We start from the raw sequence: 16,354 nt of genomic DNA on the forward strand, positions 1-16,354 counted from the left end.
TCCTCATGCAGGGCCAAACCGGCGTGGCCAGAAAGGTTTACGAGTGCGTGCCCATGAACGAGCCGTGGACTTCGGTCCAGGTCATGACAGCCATGCGGAACTTGACCGGCAGCACTCCGGACAACCGGATCGTTTCGGGCTGCTTGGTCAGCCTGGTTGATTCCGGGCTCATCAAGAAATCGGGTCGCGACCACTTCCAACGCACCCCTGTAGACGCCAAGCAGAAGACTCAGGAGCCAGTCATGGCCAAGCAGCAGCCGAAACTCGAAGTAGTTGCCGACCAGAAAGCCCAGGGCACCCCGCTGGAAATGCTGAGCGAGCTGGCCGGTGAAATCGCAACCATGGCCAGCAACCTGAAGCGCCTGGCCGGCCGGGTCGAGGATGTTGCGTTGGCCGTGGAGCAGGAGCGCGAATCCAGCGCCAAGTCGATGGAGAAATACCGCCAGCTCAAGACGCTGCTGCAGAGCCTGCAAGGCGAGGAGTCGTGATGGACACCAACAAGATGCGCGAAATGCGTGAAGCCTTCGAGCGCACCAACTCCCGCGATCACCGCCGCCAGCCGCCTAAGGGGAACAACTACCTCGACCCGATGGCCCAGGCCGACTGGGAATCGTTCCAGAAGGGCTGGCAGACAAGTCGAGAAGCCTTGGTGGTGGAGCTGCCGCCAGCGCCAGAGGCTCCCGAAGATCCGGAAGACGCTATCGACGATAGCCACATGGACGCCTATCACTCGGCCATTGGCATGCGCCACGCCTGCGCCCAGTTCATCAAGGCCGCAGGCCTGAAGGAGACCCCATGAAGCGCGTATGGACCGTAATCGTAGGCTCCAAGGCCTTCCAGATGGTGCTGATGGAGCAGAGCCTGGATCAAGCCGGTGCGCTGCGTGAGGCGCAGCTGATCTGGCCTATGTGCGAGGTTTTAGCGTGAGGCAATCGAAACTGACGAAAGCTGCGCGCGGCCGCGAATGCCAGGTGCGCATCCCAGGCGTGTGCAACGGCAACCCCGAGACTACCGTTTTGGCGCACTACCGCCTGGCCGGCACCTGCGGCGTTGGCAAAAAGCCGCACGACATGCAGGGCGCCTGGTGCTGCAGTGCTTGCCATGACGCTTGCGACGGGCGGAGCAAGGCCGTGGATCGTCAAACATCTCGCCAGTATCACGCCGAGGGCGTAATGCGCACCCAGGCGCTGCTGATCAACGAGGGGGTGCTTGTCGCATGAGCGCTCCCGTCCTTCGATCGTTCAAGGCTAAGTCGGCCCGCGCCAAGCCCGTCGACCGTGAGGGGCAGGAGCAAGCCGCGCTTATGCAGGAGCTGCAGCTGCGCTACCCGCAAGCCTACAAACTGATCTACCACGTTCCGAACGGTGGGCACCGGGTCAAGGCCGTGGCCGCCAAGCTGAAAGAGCAGGGCGTGAAAGCCGGTGTTCCCGACTTGGTGCTGCCGATGGCGCGCGGCGGCTACTTCGGCCTCTACATCGAGTTCAAGGCCATGCCTCCGTTCGATGCGCCGGTTTCGCCTAGCCAAAACGCCTACATGCAGGCGCTGGCCGGTCAGGGGTACCTAGCTATCGTGTGCCGGGGCAATATCGACGCCGTTGAGGCCATCCGCGCCTACCTGCTACTGCCTGCAACGGTGGCTGCATGAGCGCGACCCGAGAAGTGAAGCTGAGCGAGGCCGAGGTGCGCAGGCAGGCCGCCGACAAGTCGGTGCGCGATCTGCGCGATCCGCGTCACCCGGGCCTGTACCTGCGCTTCTGGAGCAATCGTGAGCGCGGCACCTGGCACTTGGTGCGTGGCAAGAAGTGGGTACCGGTCGCCCGCTGGCCGGAACTGAGCGTTGCGGCGGTGATTGCCGAGTTGCCCTCGCTGCGTCAGCGTTTGCTGCGTGATCCAGCCACTGCGCCAGTGGTGTCGGGCATGGCCACCGTAGGCCAACTGCTGGAGTGGTACGGCGACCGCATGACTCGCGACCGCTCACTTTCGACCAAGCGCAAGGCTGGTGCTCGCTCGGCGATCGTCCAGCACTTGAAGCCGCGCCTGGATGACTTAGCCCTGGCCCACGTGACGCCTGACACCTTGGACAAGCAGTTGATGTGGCCCTCCCAGGCCGAGGTATCGCTGTCGTACCTGCGCCAGATGTTCGCCCTGCTGCTGACCGCCTTCAAGCAGGCTAAGCGCCTTGGCCTGATCGACAGCGATCCCATGGCAGGCATGCGGTTCAGCGATTTCACCAAGGCCAAGATCCTACCCAAGGCATCGCGGCTTCGTTCTGTGCACTTGCCTGGCGTAATGCAGCAGCTCGCCCAGGCCTTCGATGAGGCTCCCGCCAAGGCCATGCTGGCCATAATGATGCTGGCCCATGGCACCCGTATCGGCGAGACCCGTCAAGCGCGCTGGAGCGAGGTATCGGTCACGGCCGGGGAGTGGTTTATCCCAGCGGCGAACGCGAAGACGCGGACTGAGCATCGCCTGCCGCTGACCGGCCAGGTCTGCGCGCTGCTGACGCGGTACCGGGCAATCCAGCAGGCCGAAGGCTATGACGGCGTTTATTTGTTCCCCAGCCGTCGCGGCGGGTGCCTGAGCGAGGGGCAGGCCAGCACTTTGTTCACCGAACTGGGGCAGCGCGAATGGACCAGCCACGACCTGCGCAAGGTGTCGCGCAGCACCTGGACTGACCTGGGCATCGACGGGCACATCGGCGAGATGCTGCTGAACCACTCGCTGGGCAAGATCGCCAGCACCTACATCCACACCCAGGCGATGCAGCAGCGTAGGGCAGCCCTGGAAAAGTGGCATGCCTGGTTAGACGGCATTGGCTTTGGGCGCATTCACGGCCTTACAGAGGCCTTATCCGAAATCCCACAGATTCAGGCGCAGTCCGCAGCGGACAAGGCCTCTAGCCCCTATCCCGAACTTGTTACTAGCGAGGATTCGAAATGCTGAAAAAGAGCCAGGGCCCGGCTTTCAAGAAGGCTGTGATCGAGTTGGCTCAGTGCCCTTTGTGCCGTGGTAGAGCTGTCACTCAAGGCGTGTTTCACGAACTGCCATGCGAACACTGCAATGCCTCGGGCTGGGTAGTGGCATCAACCGGCGGGTCCTTGACCCTGGATGAACTAGTAACCCAGCTCAGTATGAGGCTTCAGTCAGCGCTTCGGCAGATCGAACAATTAAAGGACCCGCAGGCATCGTGGCCTGAGGAGACATATCAGGGATGCAACCGGCGCGGCGCCGGCGGCACCAACTACACCGGGGATTGAGGGGAAAGGACCATGGTTTACAGTAGTGTTTCGGGTGCAGTAGTGGCCGCTCTGGCGGCCGGCGAGAAGGGATCGGCGACCGCCCAGGCTTGGCAGAAGCTGTATAAGGTCGCTGAGGAGGAAGGGGGCTGCTTGGCCTCACTGGGAGGCCAATCAGGAGGCATCGACCGTTCTCAGATTGATTACTGGCTGTCGGCCCGCTTGCACCACATGCTCAAAAGCAGGCAATGGGACGCGCTGGTGGCCAAGTACAGCACCAACAAGGCGAAGAAGGTACATGCGATCACGCTAGTGCGACCGCTCATTGCGAGCCCGGCGCCGACACTATTCATCTACAAGGCGGTGACCGCATGGGCCATCCCAAAGCTCAAGGGTGTACGGCGCAAGGCGCCGCAATCTGTTTCGGTAGACATCCCACTGGGTGCGCCGTCGTGGCGTCGGGAGGCCGCGGTGAATGCTGCAGTTGCAGCGGGACAGGCGGCGAAGAAGCGCATCGAAGCACTCGAAGAGGATCTGATCATCCTGCCAGACAGTTTCTACGACATGAACACCTGGGACTTGGATGCAACGCCCGAACCGACACGCCGTCGTTGGAGAGCGCAAATCAATGAGAAGCTTGATGGCCTAGTCAATGATGCCTTGGTAGCGACTGAAAATATTCTTCTGATCGAAGGGCTGTTGAAAGTCAATGCGGAATAGGTTGCCGAGGTATAAAATAGCTAGGTTTTGATGAATGTACCCTATATCGAAAGGAAGAAGGACGTGGCAAGGATTATCATCGAGAACCTAAGGCATATCTCTAAGCTGACTTTTGAAATACCGAAGCCTGGTGTTTGGCTCCTGACCGGCCCGAACGGAACAGGAAAGTCATCTGTGCTGGGCTGTCTTCGGCGGATAGGTTACAAAAATGCTTTCCCCGTCCATTTCCCAGCGTCGAGGAAGTCAGATCAGTTAGACTCTAACGAGGGCGCATCAATTTCATACGAAACAGCTGATGGTACTGTTTCGTATAAGTACAAAACTGAGCGATGGGTCCCTACTCCAAAATCTCACGGACATCTGCTCGAAACACTGAAATATCCAGAAGTGCTGTTTATCGCAGCTGATGCTGACAGGATTGAGCCCAGAAAGGAAGATGTTGTACCCAGAAAGGTTAAGCCTGCGTCGGCGCAAATAATTCAGGCGGCAAATGTAATATTTGGTACGCGAAAATTTGATAATTTAAAAGTTATTAACGTTAGTCAAGGGGTAACTCCTGCTTTCTTGCTTGAGCTGCCTGTGCAGCCCAAAGCAGCGAAAAAGTACTACTCGGAAAAAAATCTAAGTTTAGGTGAGCTGTGCATTCTAAAGTTATTGAGAAAACTCGCGGCTTGCAAAAAAGGCGCGATGATTCTTATCGATGAGATCGAGCTTGCATTGCACCCAACGGCTCAGAGTGAGTTGTTGAAATATCTTGTTGGAATTTCAAAGGAAAAGTCACTTACCGTTGTTGTTTCCACTCACTCGGCAACCCTGATAAAGCAGTCATCAAGACACAATATATTGTACCTTCAAGTAGCGGGAAGTGGAGAAATTAGTTGTTCTGTTGGTTGCTACCCAACCTATGTTTTGGGAGCGATGGCTAGCCAAGAAGAATTTGCAGCGGATGTCATCGTCTATGTTGAGGATGAGGCCGCAAAGATTGTGGTTAATCAATTTGCAAGACGTTATCTGGCAGATGCTTTCAATGGTCATGATCTCATGCCGGGTGTTCAAGCCATTGCCGTTGGAGGCTTTACAAATGTACTTCGTTTTTATGTGCAGCAGAAACCACTGTTGCCAGCGGTGACCCGCGCTTACGTCATGCTTGATGCTGATGCCGAGGAGTCATTAGATGGTGCGCAAAAAGATGATATTGTCAGAATTTACAAAAGCGAAAGTGCCTCAATTTCGTTTTTGCCATTTACGCCAGAGGTAGGGCTGGCGCATTTCATTCACGATCAACGAGAAAAGGTCATCGGAGCACTGAAGGACAATTATATGTCCCGAGGGCTGTTGCTAAAAGCTAAGGATGTGCCTACGCCTCCATTACCTGATGAGCCAAAAGCGAGAGACACCTGCAAGGCCATAGTGGATAGCGTTTGTGACTCCTTGGTGCAACAACTTCCTAGTTCCTCAGTAGCAGACGTAAAGAAGGTGCTTTTACAGATTTTCGCTGAGGATTACTTTGATGAGAATAAGGCTGCCGTCATGGCTCTTTTCGGGCCTATTGTAAAGGGTCGGCAAAAACAGTTGAAGTGAAGCTTTTTGGGACTTGACGTCACTGAGCGAATGAGCGAAATTACTCACATGCTGTCATTCCTGTAACTGTTCAGGCATGCCCCCAAAGCCCGGCCACTGCGCCGGGCTTTTTCGTTTCTGCTGACGCTTCGTCCAAACAGCTGCGCTGAGCTGCTCCCTACCTCTTCTCTGCAATGGCGGCTTCGGTACATAACCCCACCTCCAGCTCCGCGAACTGGATGAGTACCGACCCTTTGTGGAAATCCGAGCCTGAGCATTTGCTAGAACTTATTAATTTTCGCTCCCCGCAACGGGAGGAACTGAGATGCCAAACATGCCTGAGAAGGATCCTGGCCTGTGGGCCGCCGTGCTCACCTGGGTGCTGGCCCATCAGCCCCAGCTATATGCCGCTGGCCTGTCCGTCGCAATTGCCGTCCTTCGGGTGGTGTATGGCGGTGGCACCCGCCGGCAGATGTTCTTGGAGGGCGCCTTGTGCGGCCTCATCACCCTGGCCCTAGTGCCGCTGCTCGAATGGATGGGCTTGCCGCAGGGCATGGCCACCTTCGCCGGCGGCATGGTCGGCTTCATGGGTGTGGAGAAGCTTCGCAGCTACTCCGACCTGTTCCTATCTCGCAAGGCTCAGGGGTAAGCAAATGATCACATTGACCGACAGCAACGGCCTCAAGCGTTACCTAGCTCCCGCCGCCATCGCTCGTGTGGACGAAGCCTGCACCAGCAGTCAGTGGCACGGCATCTGCGCCATCGTTCGCATGTTCGACGGTCAGGTGCTGGAGGTGAAGCAGCGGGCTGATGACATCGTGCGTCTGATCACCGAGTCGAAAGGCTGATGGCCAGGCTCAAGACGCTCGGCTCCCGCATCCAGGAGAGCGCAGGCTCTCGGGTCAAGGTGGTGAGCCCTGGCAGTTGGCGAAGCGGCATGACCAGCTCCCAGCGCGGCTATGGCTATAAGTGGCAGCAAGCCCGAGAGCGGTACCTGCGCGACAACCCGCTGTGCGTCTATTGCGAGCGGAACGGCCGCACAACTGCCGCCAGGATTGTCGACCACATCGTTGCTCACCGTGGAGACATGGTTCTCTTCTGGGACCAGGCCAACTGGCAGAGTCTCTGCAAGCCTTGCCACGACTCCGTCAAGCAGGCTGAGGAGGCGGCGGGACTGGGTGGCTGACGCGTCAGCGGATCGCCGAGACCCAACGCAGCGGGTTAGAGGCACGGCAGTGACGTGCCGCTAAAGGGGTAGGGGGGGCAAAAGCTAGGGATTCTCATCTAGCTAGACCGCTCCCGACCCCACGTACAGATTTTTTTCCCCCACAGGATTTTTGTTAAATGGCTTTAACATCCCACAAGCGCGCTTTCATCGCTGCGCTGAGGGAAGGTGCGTCCAATCGGGACGCTGCTGTGGCGGCCGGCTATTCCGAGAAGACAGCGTCTGCGGCGGGCTCTCGGCTGGTCAAGGACAAGGATGTAGCGGCTGAGCTGATGAAGCTACGCGCCCTGGGGCTGATGCCCCCAGATGTTAAAGGCGATGTTAAACCGGATGTTAAAGCCAGGCCTGCCGCCAAGGCCGTCAAAGAGCTAGAGCCTGGCCATGAATCGCCATCGGTACAGGAGGATGACTCCGAGCCGGAACCCGCCGGCTTCGACCTGGCCCAGGCACTCCTGCACCGCGATCCCAAGGACTTTCTCTTGTCGGTGATGAACGACATGGGCAGCGAGCCGAAACTGCGCGTTGACGCGGCAAAGGCGCTGATGCCATTCGTCCATCCACGAAAAGGCGAGAGCGGTAAGAAGGACCAGGCCCAGGCTAACGCCGATAAGGCAGCTACCGGCAAGTTCGGTACTCGCCGCGGCCCGCTGCAGTCGGTGAAATAATGGAATGGTCGACCGCTTGCCCAGATTGGGAGCAGCGCATCGTAGCCCGCCAGAGCCTAATTCCGTTCGAGCCGCTGTTTCCGGCTGAGGCTGAAGAAGCCTTAGACGTGTTCGGTGCGTTGCGTATGGTGGACGCCACTGGCAGTCCGTTGATGTGCGAGACCGTGCGTGACTGGGTTAACCAGTTCGTGGCCGCAATCTTCGGGGCCTACGACCCAGACTCAGGCCGGCGCCTGGTCAGCGAATTCATGCTGCTAATCAGCAAGAAGAACGGCAAGTCGACCATCGCCGCCGGCATCATGCTGACCGCACTGATCCTTAACTGGCGGTCTTCAGGTGAGTTCATCATCCTCGCACCGACCAAGGAGATCGCGGACAACTCCTACCTGCCAATCAGGGACATGGTGGCGGCCGACGATGAGCTCAAAGCCTTGCTCAAAGTGCAAGACCACCTGCGCACTGTGACACATCGTCAAACCAACGCCACGCTCAAGGTGGTGGCGGCAGACAGCGAGACGGTCTCAGGCAAGAAGGCAATCGGCGTATTCGTCGACGAGCTTTGGGTGTTCGGCAAGCGCGCCAACGCTGAGGCCATGCTGCGCGAGGCCACCGGCGGCCTGGCATCTAGACCCGAGGGGTTCATCATCTGGGCCACAACCCAGTCCGATGCGCCGCCGGCCGGGGTCTTTCGGCAGAAGCTGTTATATGCCCGCAAGGTTCGCGACGGGGAGATCGTCGATAAGTCGTTCCTGCCGGTGCTGTACGAGTTCCCCAAGGCGATGTTGGACGCCGGTGAGCACCGGGACTTCTCCAACGCGTACATCACCAACCCAAACTTGGGGCTGTCGGTCGACGAACCCTTCATCGAGCGTGGGTACGCACAGGCCCAGCTCGACGGAGAAGAATCGTTCCGCGGCTTTTTGGCCAAGCACCTCAATGTCGAGATCGGCTTGGCACTGCTTTCGGATCGCTGGGCGGGTGCCGATTTCTGGGAGGCGCAGACCTCCGAGCTATGTCGCACGATGGAAGACCTTATCGAACGCTGCGAAGTGATCGATATCGGCGTGGATGGCGGGGGGCTGGATGACTTGCTTGGCCTGGCAGCAGTCGGGCGTGAGCAGGGTACACGCCGCTGGCTGACCTGGACCCACGCCTGGGCCCATCCATCAGTACTGGAGCGGCGTAAATCCGAAGCGCCGCGCATCCGCGACTTCGCCAAGGATGGACACCTGACCTTGGTTGAACGCATCGGCGACGACATTGAGGCGGTGGCGCAGCTGGTGGCCCAGGTTGAGCAAGCCGGCTTGCTCGACAAGGTCGGGCTGGACCCGGCCGGCGTCGGCGCGATTCTCGATGCGCTGGAGGCAGTGGGGATTCCGCGCGAAAAGATCGACGGCATTTCACAGGGCTGGCGCCTAGGCGGAGCCATCAAGACGGCTGAGCGCAAGCTGGCCGAGGGCACGCTGCTACACGGGGGCCAGCCGATGATGGCTTGGTGCTGCGGTAACGCCAAAGTCGAGCCGCGTGGCAACTCAATCCTCATCACCAAGCAGGCCAGCGGCTCGGCCAAGATCGACCCACTGATGGCGCTTTTCAACGCCGTGACGCTGATGGCTCTCAATCCCGAGGGCCAAGGCGGCATGGAAAACTTTATGGCCGGCATCCGGGATCCACTGATCGCATGAACGCATTTCACTACTTCATCATCTGCGCGCTGTGCGGATTCGGCCTGGGCTGCGCGGGCATCTGGATGCTGGCGGGTACAGGCTGGTCTCTGCTCGCGGGCTCGGTCAGCCTGTTCAGCATCGCAGCGTTCATTCGCCGAGGGTTGAGCAGTGATTAAAACCCTCTCTCAAGCACTCGGCACTGCAGCCGCCAAACCCTCGGCAAGCATGAGCAGCTGGCTGGGCAAGAGCATTCGGTTGTCGGACGGTGGGTTCTGGAGCGCTTTCTTGGGCGCCCAGTCCAGTAGCGGCAAGGCTGTCACGGTCGACAAGGCCATGCGCCTATCGGCGGTCTGGGCTTGCGTGCGCATCATCTCTACCTCGGTTGCAGGCTTGCCGCTCAGCATCTACCGGCGCCTTCCGGACGGCGGGCGTGAGACGGCGCGAGACTTCCCGCTCTACGATGTGGTGCACAACAGCCCGAACGAGGACATGGCCGCTTTCCACTTCTGGCAGGCGGTTGTTGCTTCGATGCTGCTTTGGGGAAATGCCTACTGCGAAATTCACCGGTCCGGTGGAAGGGTCATCGCACTGGATTTCTTGATGCCGTCGCGGGTGACTCCCGAGCCAGACGACGATGGCAGGCTGCGTTACTTCTTCCAGCCACGCAAGGGCGCCCGCCGGGAGATCGCCCAGGCCGACATGCTGCATATCCCAGCGTTCACCTTGGACGGGCGGATGGGCCTGTCGGCGATTCGTTACGGCGCCGATGTATTCGGCTCGGCTATGTCGGCCGACGATGCGGCCAATACCACCTTCAAGAACGGGATGATGCCCACCGTAGCCTTCTCGGTGGATAAGACGCTCAACCCTACGCAGCGTGCCGAGTTTCGAGACTACGTGAAGACAATCTCCGGCGCGCTGAACGCGGGCAAAAGCCCGGTGCTTGAGCAGGGCGTGAAGCCCGAGATGATCGGCATCAACCCGGCTGACGCTCAATTGCTCGAGTCGCGTGGGCACAGCATTGAGGAGATCTGTCGTTGGTTCGGCGTGCCGCCCTGGATGGTGATGAAGACCGACAAGGGCAGCAACTGGGGCACAGGCCTTGAGCAACAGCAGATCGCGTTTCTGACCTATTGCATCATGACGTATACGGCACCGATCGAGCAGTGCGTTAACAAGCGATGCCTGACAGCGGTGGATCGGATCAAGCACTACTCCGAGTTTTCGCTGGAAGCTTTCCTGCGTGCTGACAGCGCAGGTCGCGCTTCCTACTTCAGCACCATGGTCCAGAACGCACTGATGACACGGAACGAGGCTCGGCACAAAGAGAACATGCCGAGTATGCCCGGCGGCGACATCCTCACCGTGCAATCGAACCTGGTGCCGCTTGACCAGCTGGGCAAACAAAACGACAGCCAAGCCGCGCGCGCGGCGCTGATGAACTGGCTCAAAAGCAACTCCGGGGAGTAACCCATGAAACACAAGATCCAGTCTCGCGGCCTGCGCAGCGAGATGAGCCCGCGTGCGCTCGACAAATGGAACCCCGCCATCCAGGCCGCCGTAGAGAACACCTCGGAAACCATCACCATCTACGGCGTGATTGGCGAGGACTGGTACGGGGAGGGCGTGACCGTCAAGCGCATTGATGCGGCGCTACGCGCGATCGGCGACCGCGAGGTGACGGTGTACATCAACTCGCCCGGTGGCGACATGTTCGAAGGCATCGCCATCTACAACCGCCTGCGCGAGCACAAGCAGAAGGTCACCACCAAGGTGCTCGGCATGGCTGCCAGCGCAGCGTCCGTCATTTACTTGGCCGGCTCCGAACGCCAGGTGGCCAGCAGCGCTTTCCTGATGATCCACAACTGCTGGACTTTCCTATCCGGCAACCGCCACTACCTGCGCGACGTATCGGACGACATGGAGGAGTTCGATGCCGCGATGGCCGACCTCTACGCCGAGACCAGTGGCCAGCCCGTCCAGGATATGGCCGAGCTGATGGATGACGAGACGTTCATCCGCGGCAAGCGCGCGCTTGAGCTGGGGCTGGCTACCGGCCTGCTGGCGGCGACCGAGGTCACCGAGCGCGAGACCGAGGAAACCGGCCAGGCCAATGCTCTTAAGGCCATGGACGCAGCCCTGGCCAAGGCCGGTATGCCGCGCTCCGAGCGCCGCGAACTCTTTGCCACTTTCAAGTCTGGCATGCCTCGCGCTGCCAGCGGGAACACGCCCCGCGCTGTTCAGACCGGCACGCCAAGCGCTGTCGCGCCAGACCTCACAGCCTCGCTGAGCGCGGCAATCGATCTTCTCAACTCCCTCAAAGGAAACTGACCATGGATTTCGAATCGCAAGTCAAAGAACTGAACGCCAGCCTTAAGGGCATTGGCGATCAGATCAAAACCCAAGCCGAAGCCACTGAAAAGCAGATGAAGGCGTCTGGCGAAATGAACGCCGAGACTCGTGCCAAGGTGGATGAACTGCTGACCAAGCAGGGCGAACTGCAGGCGCGCTTGGGCGAAGCCGAGCAAAAGCTGGTGAACGCAAATCGCGAGCGCAGCCAGCCAGATCGCCAGAAGTCCGCAGGCGAAATCGTTATTGCAGCCAAGGAAATGGAGGGAGTTGACTCGTCCTTCCGCGGTTCACGACGCATCTCGGTGGCACGTGCCGCAATCACTTCCGCGCCAGGGTCGGGGGCTGATACCGTTCCGGCAGACCGGCGCTACGGCATTCAGGCGATCCCCGAGCGACGCCTGACAATTCGCGATCTGATCGCGCCGGGTCAGACCGGTAGCAACTCGGTCGAGTACGTTCAGGAAGAAGGTTTCACCAACAGCGCGCGTCCAGTTGCCGAGGGGACAGCCAAGCCCTATTCGGACATCAAATTTAAGCTGGAAAATGCCCCAGTACGCACACTGGCGCACCTGTTCAAGGCTAGTCGCCAGATTCTCGACGATGCACCAGCGCTGAGAAGCTTCATCGATGCCCGTGGACATTACGGGCTCAAGCTGGCTGAAGAGTCTCAGCTGCTGTTCGGCAACGGCACCGGAGCGAACATCGGCGGTATCGTGCCGGCTGCCCAGCTCTATGCTCCACCTGGTGGTGTAGTGGTGCCGGGTGAGCAGCGTATCGACCGTATCCGCCTAGCGCTGCTGCAGGCGGAGCTCGCTGAGTTCCCAGCGGACGGTATCGTCCTCAACCCGATCGACTGGGCAATGATCGAGTTGCTGAAGGATGCACAGGGGCGCTACCTCATCGGTCAACCGCAGGGCGATACACAGCCAACGCTGTGGCGCCGGCCTGTTGTGTCTACTCAAGCGATGCCACTCGACGACTTTCTCGTCGGGGCATTCGGTCTGGGTGCGCAGATCTTCGACCGCATGGATGTTGAAATCCTGATCTCCACCGAGAACGACAAGGACTTCGAGAACAACATGGTTACCGTTCGCGCTGAGCAGCGTCTGGCGCTGGCCATCTACCGCGGCGAGGCCTTCGTTACCGGTGAGCTGACCGGCAGCGGTTCCTAAGCCCTCCACTTGAAAGGCGCCAGAGATGGCGCCCCCAGGAGAAACCCTATGGCTAACACTAAGAAGCAGGACAAGCCTACCCCCGTACAGGAGCAGGCTGGCGCAAATCCAACTGATCAGGCCTTGAACTCGCCGCACATCGGCAGCGACGCTAGCACTGACGACCCGACCGCGGGTGGTACGGGAACCACCACACCTATTGCCGAATCGGGCGTCAATACCGTGCAAGATGCGGGTGGCTTGGCGACAGACGTATCAGAAGGGGTGGCGCCGGCAGTCACCTCGACCGAGTATGTTGGGGATGCAGACGTGTCGGCGAGCCAGCCAGGCCAGGCTGGTGACTCGCTGCATGTCCCCGCCGGTGCTGCAGGGCTGGACGAGGTAAACCCAGCCAAGGTCAGAGTCTATCCGCTGCGCTCGTTCATGGACGAAGGCGAATTGCGGCGACGCGGAGGGCCAGGTTACCAAGTTCCACGGCGTCACGCCGAAGAGCTTGAACTCCGCAACTTGGTATCGCGCACTCCGCTGGAGGAGTGAGCCATGTCATTGATCAGCATGGCGCAGGCCCGGGCCCACCTTCGCGATCCAGACGATGATGACGATTATCTGCAGTTGCTGATCGACTCGGCCGAGCTCTCGGCAATGAATTACCTCAACCGCCAAGTTTACGTCGACGCGCAATCAATGGCAGGGGCGATACTGGCAGGCCTAGCCGGCGAGAAGCCTATGCTCTGCAACGCATCGTTCAAGTCGGCGTGCCTTCTGATCCTGGGTCACCTCTACGCCAACCGGGAAGACGTGGTGACTGGGACAATCGCGACTGACCTGCCTCGAGGCTCGCAGGCCTTGCTGACTCCGTACCGGGTGGGGTGGGGCATATGAGGGCCGGACCGCTTCGTCACTTGTTTGAAGTCACTGTCCGTCATGAGGAGCGCACCAAGTCCGGTGGGGCTGTCGTCACCTGGCTCCCTGCAATTCGTCCAAAGATGTGGGGCGAAGTGCGTACACCTTCTGGCCGGATCATCGCTGTAGCTGAAAAGCTCAAAGCGGTAGTTACAGCCGAGATCATCAGCAGGCCTCGAGCTGACATGGTGGCAGGCGTAAGGCTCACCCGCCGCGGCGTCACGTATGAGGTCGAGGCTGTGTTGCCAGACAACGAAAACACGCTGATGAGACTTCTTTGCTCATCAGTACCAAACCCATGAGGTGAACCATGAAGATTCAAGCATTGGGCCCGCTGACCGGTGCATCCGGCGAGCGCGAAAAGGGCGATATCTTCGATGTGAAGAAGGAATACGGCGAAGGCCTGATCGCGCGTGGCTACGCGATCGAGGTCAAGGAAGACGCGTCGCAGGAAAAAACAGCCAAGGCCCAGGCCAAGGAGTAGGCCATGGCCCGCCGCTCGAAGATGCGCGGCGATATCCGCCTACGGCGAACGCTGCGCAACATCCACAAGACGATGGACAACGAACTTGCCCCGGCCATGCGCCAGGCCGCTGAGCGGGTGCTGGCCACGCAGCAACAGCTGATGCCCAAGGATACGGGCGCTGCCGCCGCCGCGCTGAAGATCTACGTCGCTCCCAGCGGCCTTGATGCGCAGATCGGGATCAGGGGTAAGCGCGACAACCGCAAGTTCTTCTACCTGCGCTTTATCGAGTACGGCACCAAGGGCTACATCGGCGGCAAGCGAGCCGGGAACCGCAACCGGCGTGCGACCAACAAGAGCGACGGTACGCATTTCTTCGGCAAGTACCCGGACATTCCGGCCAGACCGGCGCATCCGTGGCTTCGGCCCTCCATCGACGTGAACCGTGAGTATGTAATGGCTGATATCGAGACAGCAGTGCGCCGGACGCTGCGCAAGGCGAGCCAGGGGGTGGGCAATGGCTGACCCCTCGGTATCGCTGCAAGAGGCCATTTTTGCCAGGCTGCAGGCCGAGGTGAGCTGCCCGGTTTATGACGGTGCCCCCATGGACGCCGACATGCCCTATGTGTCGATCGACCGCGAGGTCTCAGTCAACGTCAGCCCGATATCGGGCCGTAAACGCGAGCAGCGCCTGCTGTACCTGTCGGTCTGGTCTGACACGGTTGGCCAGGCAGAGGTGAAATGCATCAACGGAGAGGTCATTGCCGCCTTGGACGAGCGCCCGCTGCCGCTGACCGTTGGCAGGGCAGTCTCTGTGCGCGTTATCCAGTCGGACGCCCAGCGTGACGCTGACGGGGTTACCTACCAGGGTTCGATCACCGTCCGCATCATCACCACCCACTGATCCACCTACCAGCCGCACCGCGGCTTTATCCAATGTGCCTTTGGAGGACTTCCCATGGCCGAAGACAACCTGAACACCGCCGCCGGCTGCCGCTTTTGGCTTGGCGGCAAAACCGGCGCTGATACCCAGACCCAATACGAAGCCGACACCTATGTCGAGGTGGGCGAAATCGAGGACTTGGGCGAGTTCGGCGACACATTCAGCAGCGTGACTTTCACGTCGCTGAAGAACGGCCGCGTGCGTAAGTACAAAGGCACCGCTGATGCTGGTGACCTGACGCTGACCGTGGGCCTGGACAACGGCGACGCCGGCCAGAAGGCGGTGAAGGTCGCTCACAAGGACCGTAGCAAGGGCGACTACAACATCAAGATCACCCTCAACGATGGTGATCCTACCGCCACCCCAGTGGTCAGGCCGACGACCTTCTACATGCGCGGCAAGGTGATGAACAACACCGTCGCCCCAGGTGCCGCCGACAACGTCGTACGCCGCAACATCACCATCGGCATCAACTCCGATATCCTGGAACTGCTGCCAGCAGCCGCCTAAATGACCGGGGCTCAGCCCCGGTAACCAAGGACAGCGCGTTATGAACAAGACCCTCCACGGGACTGTGACCGTGAAACTGGATGATGAGGAGTTCGTCCTCCAGCCAACGTTGAAAGCGGTACGGGCTATTGAAAACCGTTTTGGTGGCCTCCGCGGCGCCTCGCAGACCATCTCAGCCTTGAGCATTGATGGCTGCGCGATAATCCTGGCTGCTGGCGCCGGCCTGGAAGGCAAGGCTGCAGACGCTCTGCCAGAGAAGGTGTGGCAAGCCGGCGTGCTGGGCGTTGCCAGCCAACTCAATGCTTACCTGGTCGCGCTTTACAATCCTCGCGGCGGTGATGAGGGAAAGGAGACAGCCGGGGAGGCGTGAGCGTTGTCGAGGATGGCAGCTACGTAGACCGGCTTTATGCAATCGCGACCGGGTGGCTTGGCTGGTCACCAGATGCAGCATGGCGCACGCCTCTTCCGGAATTGTTCCTGGCCATGGATGCGCGCATCGAGTGGTCACAGATGACGAATCCATTCGGGAAGGGTAAGGCTCAGCCAGGGAAGGACAGGCCAAGTGCATCAGGTGTGGCAGACAAGCTGCGGATGGCGCTGACCGGGAAAACAAGACATTGATCATTCGTCCATGGCAAAAGATGGTGCTAAAGTTTCAAGCTTTTGGGTGAGGTGCTGACGTGAGATTAATGACTGCGGCCTTGATCGCCGTATTTCTGAGCGGGTGCTCAACCTCTCCGATGCCATCGTCTGAAGCTTCTCGAGTTCCCGATTCGAGGATCTTTGCATTCTCTGCCAAAGACCAAGCAAGACTGATTGTGACGAGGGATTCAGGTTTCCTTGCTGCAGGATGCAACTACGAGCTCTACATCGATGGAAAACTGGCTGCTGAATTTGCCGCTGGAGAAACAGCTGAGTTCGGGCTGAAGCCGGGGCCA

Annotated in this window: 27 protein-coding genes; all 27 read left to right on the top strand. The window is 59.6% G+C overall.

Features of this window, described 5'->3' with window-relative positions; translation table 11 throughout:
• The first annotated feature begins 5 nt into the window (after window positions 1-5).
• The 27 genes from APH25_RS16785 (at window position 6) to APH25_RS16895 (ending at window position 16,037) form a co-directional block, all read left to right on the top strand.
• Window positions 6-488, top strand: a complete 483-nt coding sequence (locus APH25_RS16785; RefSeq protein WP_177331193.1) for a hypothetical protein — start codon at window positions 6-8, stop codon at window positions 486-488.
• Window positions 488-799 (top strand): hypothetical protein, encoded by a 312-nt coding sequence (locus tag APH25_RS16790; protein WP_060482703.1) that lies wholly within the window; start codon window positions 488-490, stop codon window positions 797-799. Before APH25_RS16785 ends, APH25_RS16790 begins: the two co-directional genes overlap by 1 nt.
• Window positions 796-927 carry a hypothetical protein gene (locus APH25_RS25985; RefSeq protein ID WP_256217567.1) on the top strand — a complete coding sequence of 44 codons (132 nt, stop codon included), beginning with the start codon at window positions 796-798 and terminating at the stop codon, window positions 925-927. Before APH25_RS16790 ends, APH25_RS25985 begins: the two co-directional genes overlap by 4 nt.
• Window positions 924-1,220 carry a DUF1364 domain-containing protein gene (locus APH25_RS16795; RefSeq protein ID WP_060482704.1) on the top strand — a complete coding sequence of 99 codons (297 nt, stop codon included), beginning with the start codon at window positions 924-926 and terminating at the stop codon, window positions 1,218-1,220. The genes APH25_RS25985 and APH25_RS16795 overlap by 4 nt, the downstream gene beginning before the upstream one ends.
• Window positions 1,217-1,645, top strand: coding sequence for a VRR-NUC domain-containing protein (locus tag APH25_RS16800; protein WP_060482705.1), 429 nt, complete (start codon window positions 1,217-1,219; stop codon window positions 1,643-1,645). The genes APH25_RS16795 and APH25_RS16800 overlap by 4 nt, the downstream gene beginning before the upstream one ends.
• Entirely contained in the window at window positions 1,642-2,943 is a 1,302-nt protein-coding gene (locus APH25_RS16805) for a site-specific integrase (RefSeq protein WP_060482706.1), read from the top strand. The genes APH25_RS16800 and APH25_RS16805 overlap by 4 nt, the downstream gene beginning before the upstream one ends.
• Window positions 2,940-3,257: a hypothetical protein gene (locus tag APH25_RS25990; RefSeq protein ID WP_060482742.1), complete on the top strand. Its 318-nt coding sequence runs from the start codon at window positions 2,940-2,942 to the stop codon at window positions 3,255-3,257. Before APH25_RS16805 ends, APH25_RS25990 begins: the two co-directional genes overlap by 4 nt.
• A 12-nt stretch (window positions 3,258-3,269) precedes the next feature.
• Window positions 3,270-3,956, top strand: coding sequence for a hypothetical protein (locus tag APH25_RS16815; RefSeq protein WP_060482707.1), 687 nt, complete (start codon window positions 3,270-3,272; stop codon window positions 3,954-3,956).
• A 63-nt stretch (window positions 3,957-4,019) separates the two neighbouring features.
• Window positions 4,020-5,537, top strand: a complete 1,518-nt coding sequence (locus APH25_RS16820; protein WP_218186311.1) for an ATP-dependent endonuclease — start codon at window positions 4,020-4,022, stop codon at window positions 5,535-5,537.
• Window positions 5,538-5,841: 304 nt separating this feature from the next.
• Complete coding sequence (locus tag APH25_RS16825; RefSeq protein ID WP_060482709.1) at window positions 5,842-6,165, top strand: phage holin, lambda family; 324 nt, start codon at window positions 5,842-5,844, stop codon at window positions 6,163-6,165.
• 4 nt (window positions 6,166-6,169) lie between these two features.
• A complete protein-coding gene (locus tag APH25_RS16830; RefSeq protein WP_060482710.1) occupies window positions 6,170-6,364 on the top strand; it encodes a hypothetical protein in 195 nt (64 codons plus the stop codon).
• Window positions 6,364-6,702, top strand: a complete 339-nt coding sequence (locus tag APH25_RS16835; protein ID WP_060482711.1) for an HNH endonuclease — start codon at window positions 6,364-6,366, stop codon at window positions 6,700-6,702. The genes APH25_RS16830 and APH25_RS16835 overlap by 1 nt, the downstream gene beginning before the upstream one ends.
• A 158-nt stretch (window positions 6,703-6,860) precedes the next feature.
• The gene (locus APH25_RS16840) at window positions 6,861-7,406 is read left to right on the top strand and encodes a terminase (RefSeq protein WP_060482712.1); all 546 of its coding nucleotides are present in this window, start codon (window positions 6,861-6,863) and stop codon (window positions 7,404-7,406) included.
• Window positions 7,406-9,091 carry a terminase large subunit gene (locus tag APH25_RS16845; RefSeq protein ID WP_060482713.1) on the top strand — a complete coding sequence of 562 codons (1,686 nt, stop codon included), beginning with the start codon at window positions 7,406-7,408 and terminating at the stop codon, window positions 9,089-9,091. Before APH25_RS16840 ends, APH25_RS16845 begins: the two co-directional genes overlap by 1 nt.
• The gene (locus APH25_RS25710; protein WP_177331194.1) at window positions 9,088-9,249 is read left to right on the top strand and encodes a hypothetical protein; all 162 of its coding nucleotides are present in this window, start codon (window positions 9,088-9,090) and stop codon (window positions 9,247-9,249) included. The genes APH25_RS16845 and APH25_RS25710 overlap by 4 nt, the downstream gene beginning before the upstream one ends.
• Complete coding sequence (locus APH25_RS16850) at window positions 9,242-10,543, top strand: phage portal protein (protein ID WP_060482714.1); 1,302 nt, start codon at window positions 9,242-9,244, stop codon at window positions 10,541-10,543. The genes APH25_RS25710 and APH25_RS16850 overlap by 8 nt, the downstream gene beginning before the upstream one ends.
• Before the next feature lie 3 nt (window positions 10,544-10,546).
• Entirely contained in the window at window positions 10,547-11,404 is an 858-nt protein-coding gene (locus tag APH25_RS16855) for a head maturation protease, ClpP-related (RefSeq protein ID WP_060482715.1), read from the top strand.
• Window positions 11,405-11,406: 2 nt separating this feature from the next.
• Entirely contained in the window at window positions 11,407-12,597 is a 1,191-nt protein-coding gene (locus tag APH25_RS16860) for a phage major capsid protein (RefSeq protein WP_060482716.1), read from the top strand.
• 48 nt (window positions 12,598-12,645) lie between these two features.
• Entirely contained in the window at window positions 12,646-13,134 is a 489-nt protein-coding gene (locus APH25_RS16865) for a hypothetical protein (RefSeq protein WP_060482717.1), read from the top strand.
• A 3-nt stretch (window positions 13,135-13,137) separates the two neighbouring features.
• Window positions 13,138-13,479, top strand: coding sequence for a head-tail connector protein (locus APH25_RS16870; RefSeq protein WP_060482718.1), 342 nt, complete (start codon window positions 13,138-13,140; stop codon window positions 13,477-13,479).
• Entirely contained in the window at window positions 13,476-13,802 is a 327-nt protein-coding gene (locus APH25_RS25045) for a head-tail adaptor protein (protein ID WP_082428351.1), read from the top strand. The genes APH25_RS16870 and APH25_RS25045 overlap by 4 nt, the downstream gene beginning before the upstream one ends.
• A gap of 8 nt (window positions 13,803-13,810) precedes the next feature.
• Window positions 13,811-13,984: a hypothetical protein gene (locus APH25_RS25715; RefSeq protein WP_177331195.1), complete on the top strand. Its 174-nt coding sequence runs from the start codon at window positions 13,811-13,813 to the stop codon at window positions 13,982-13,984.
• A 3-nt stretch (window positions 13,985-13,987) separates the two neighbouring features.
• Window positions 13,988-14,488: an HK97 gp10 family phage protein gene (locus APH25_RS16875; RefSeq protein ID WP_060482719.1), complete on the top strand. Its 501-nt coding sequence runs from the start codon at window positions 13,988-13,990 to the stop codon at window positions 14,486-14,488.
• On the top strand, window positions 14,481-14,867 hold the full coding sequence (locus APH25_RS16880) for a DUF3168 domain-containing protein (RefSeq protein WP_060482720.1): 387 nt from the start codon (window positions 14,481-14,483) through the stop codon (window positions 14,865-14,867). The genes APH25_RS16875 and APH25_RS16880 overlap by 8 nt, the downstream gene beginning before the upstream one ends.
• A 54-nt stretch (window positions 14,868-14,921) precedes the next feature.
• Window positions 14,922-15,416: a hypothetical protein gene (locus tag APH25_RS16885; protein WP_060482721.1), complete on the top strand. Its 495-nt coding sequence runs from the start codon at window positions 14,922-14,924 to the stop codon at window positions 15,414-15,416.
• 40 nt (window positions 15,417-15,456) lie between these two features.
• Window positions 15,457-15,786, top strand: a complete 330-nt coding sequence (locus APH25_RS16890; RefSeq protein ID WP_060482722.1) for a hypothetical protein — start codon at window positions 15,457-15,459, stop codon at window positions 15,784-15,786.
• Window positions 15,783-16,037, top strand: coding sequence for a hypothetical protein (locus APH25_RS16895; protein WP_256217569.1), 255 nt, complete (start codon window positions 15,783-15,785; stop codon window positions 16,035-16,037). The genes APH25_RS16890 and APH25_RS16895 overlap by 4 nt, the downstream gene beginning before the upstream one ends.
• Window positions 16,038-16,354 lie beyond the last annotated feature (317 nt).

The sequence above is a fragment of the Pseudomonas sp. NBRC 111119 genome, assembly GCF_001320125.1.
Lineage (GTDB): Bacteria > Pseudomonadota > Gammaproteobacteria > Pseudomonadales > Pseudomonadaceae > Aquipseudomonas > Aquipseudomonas parafulva.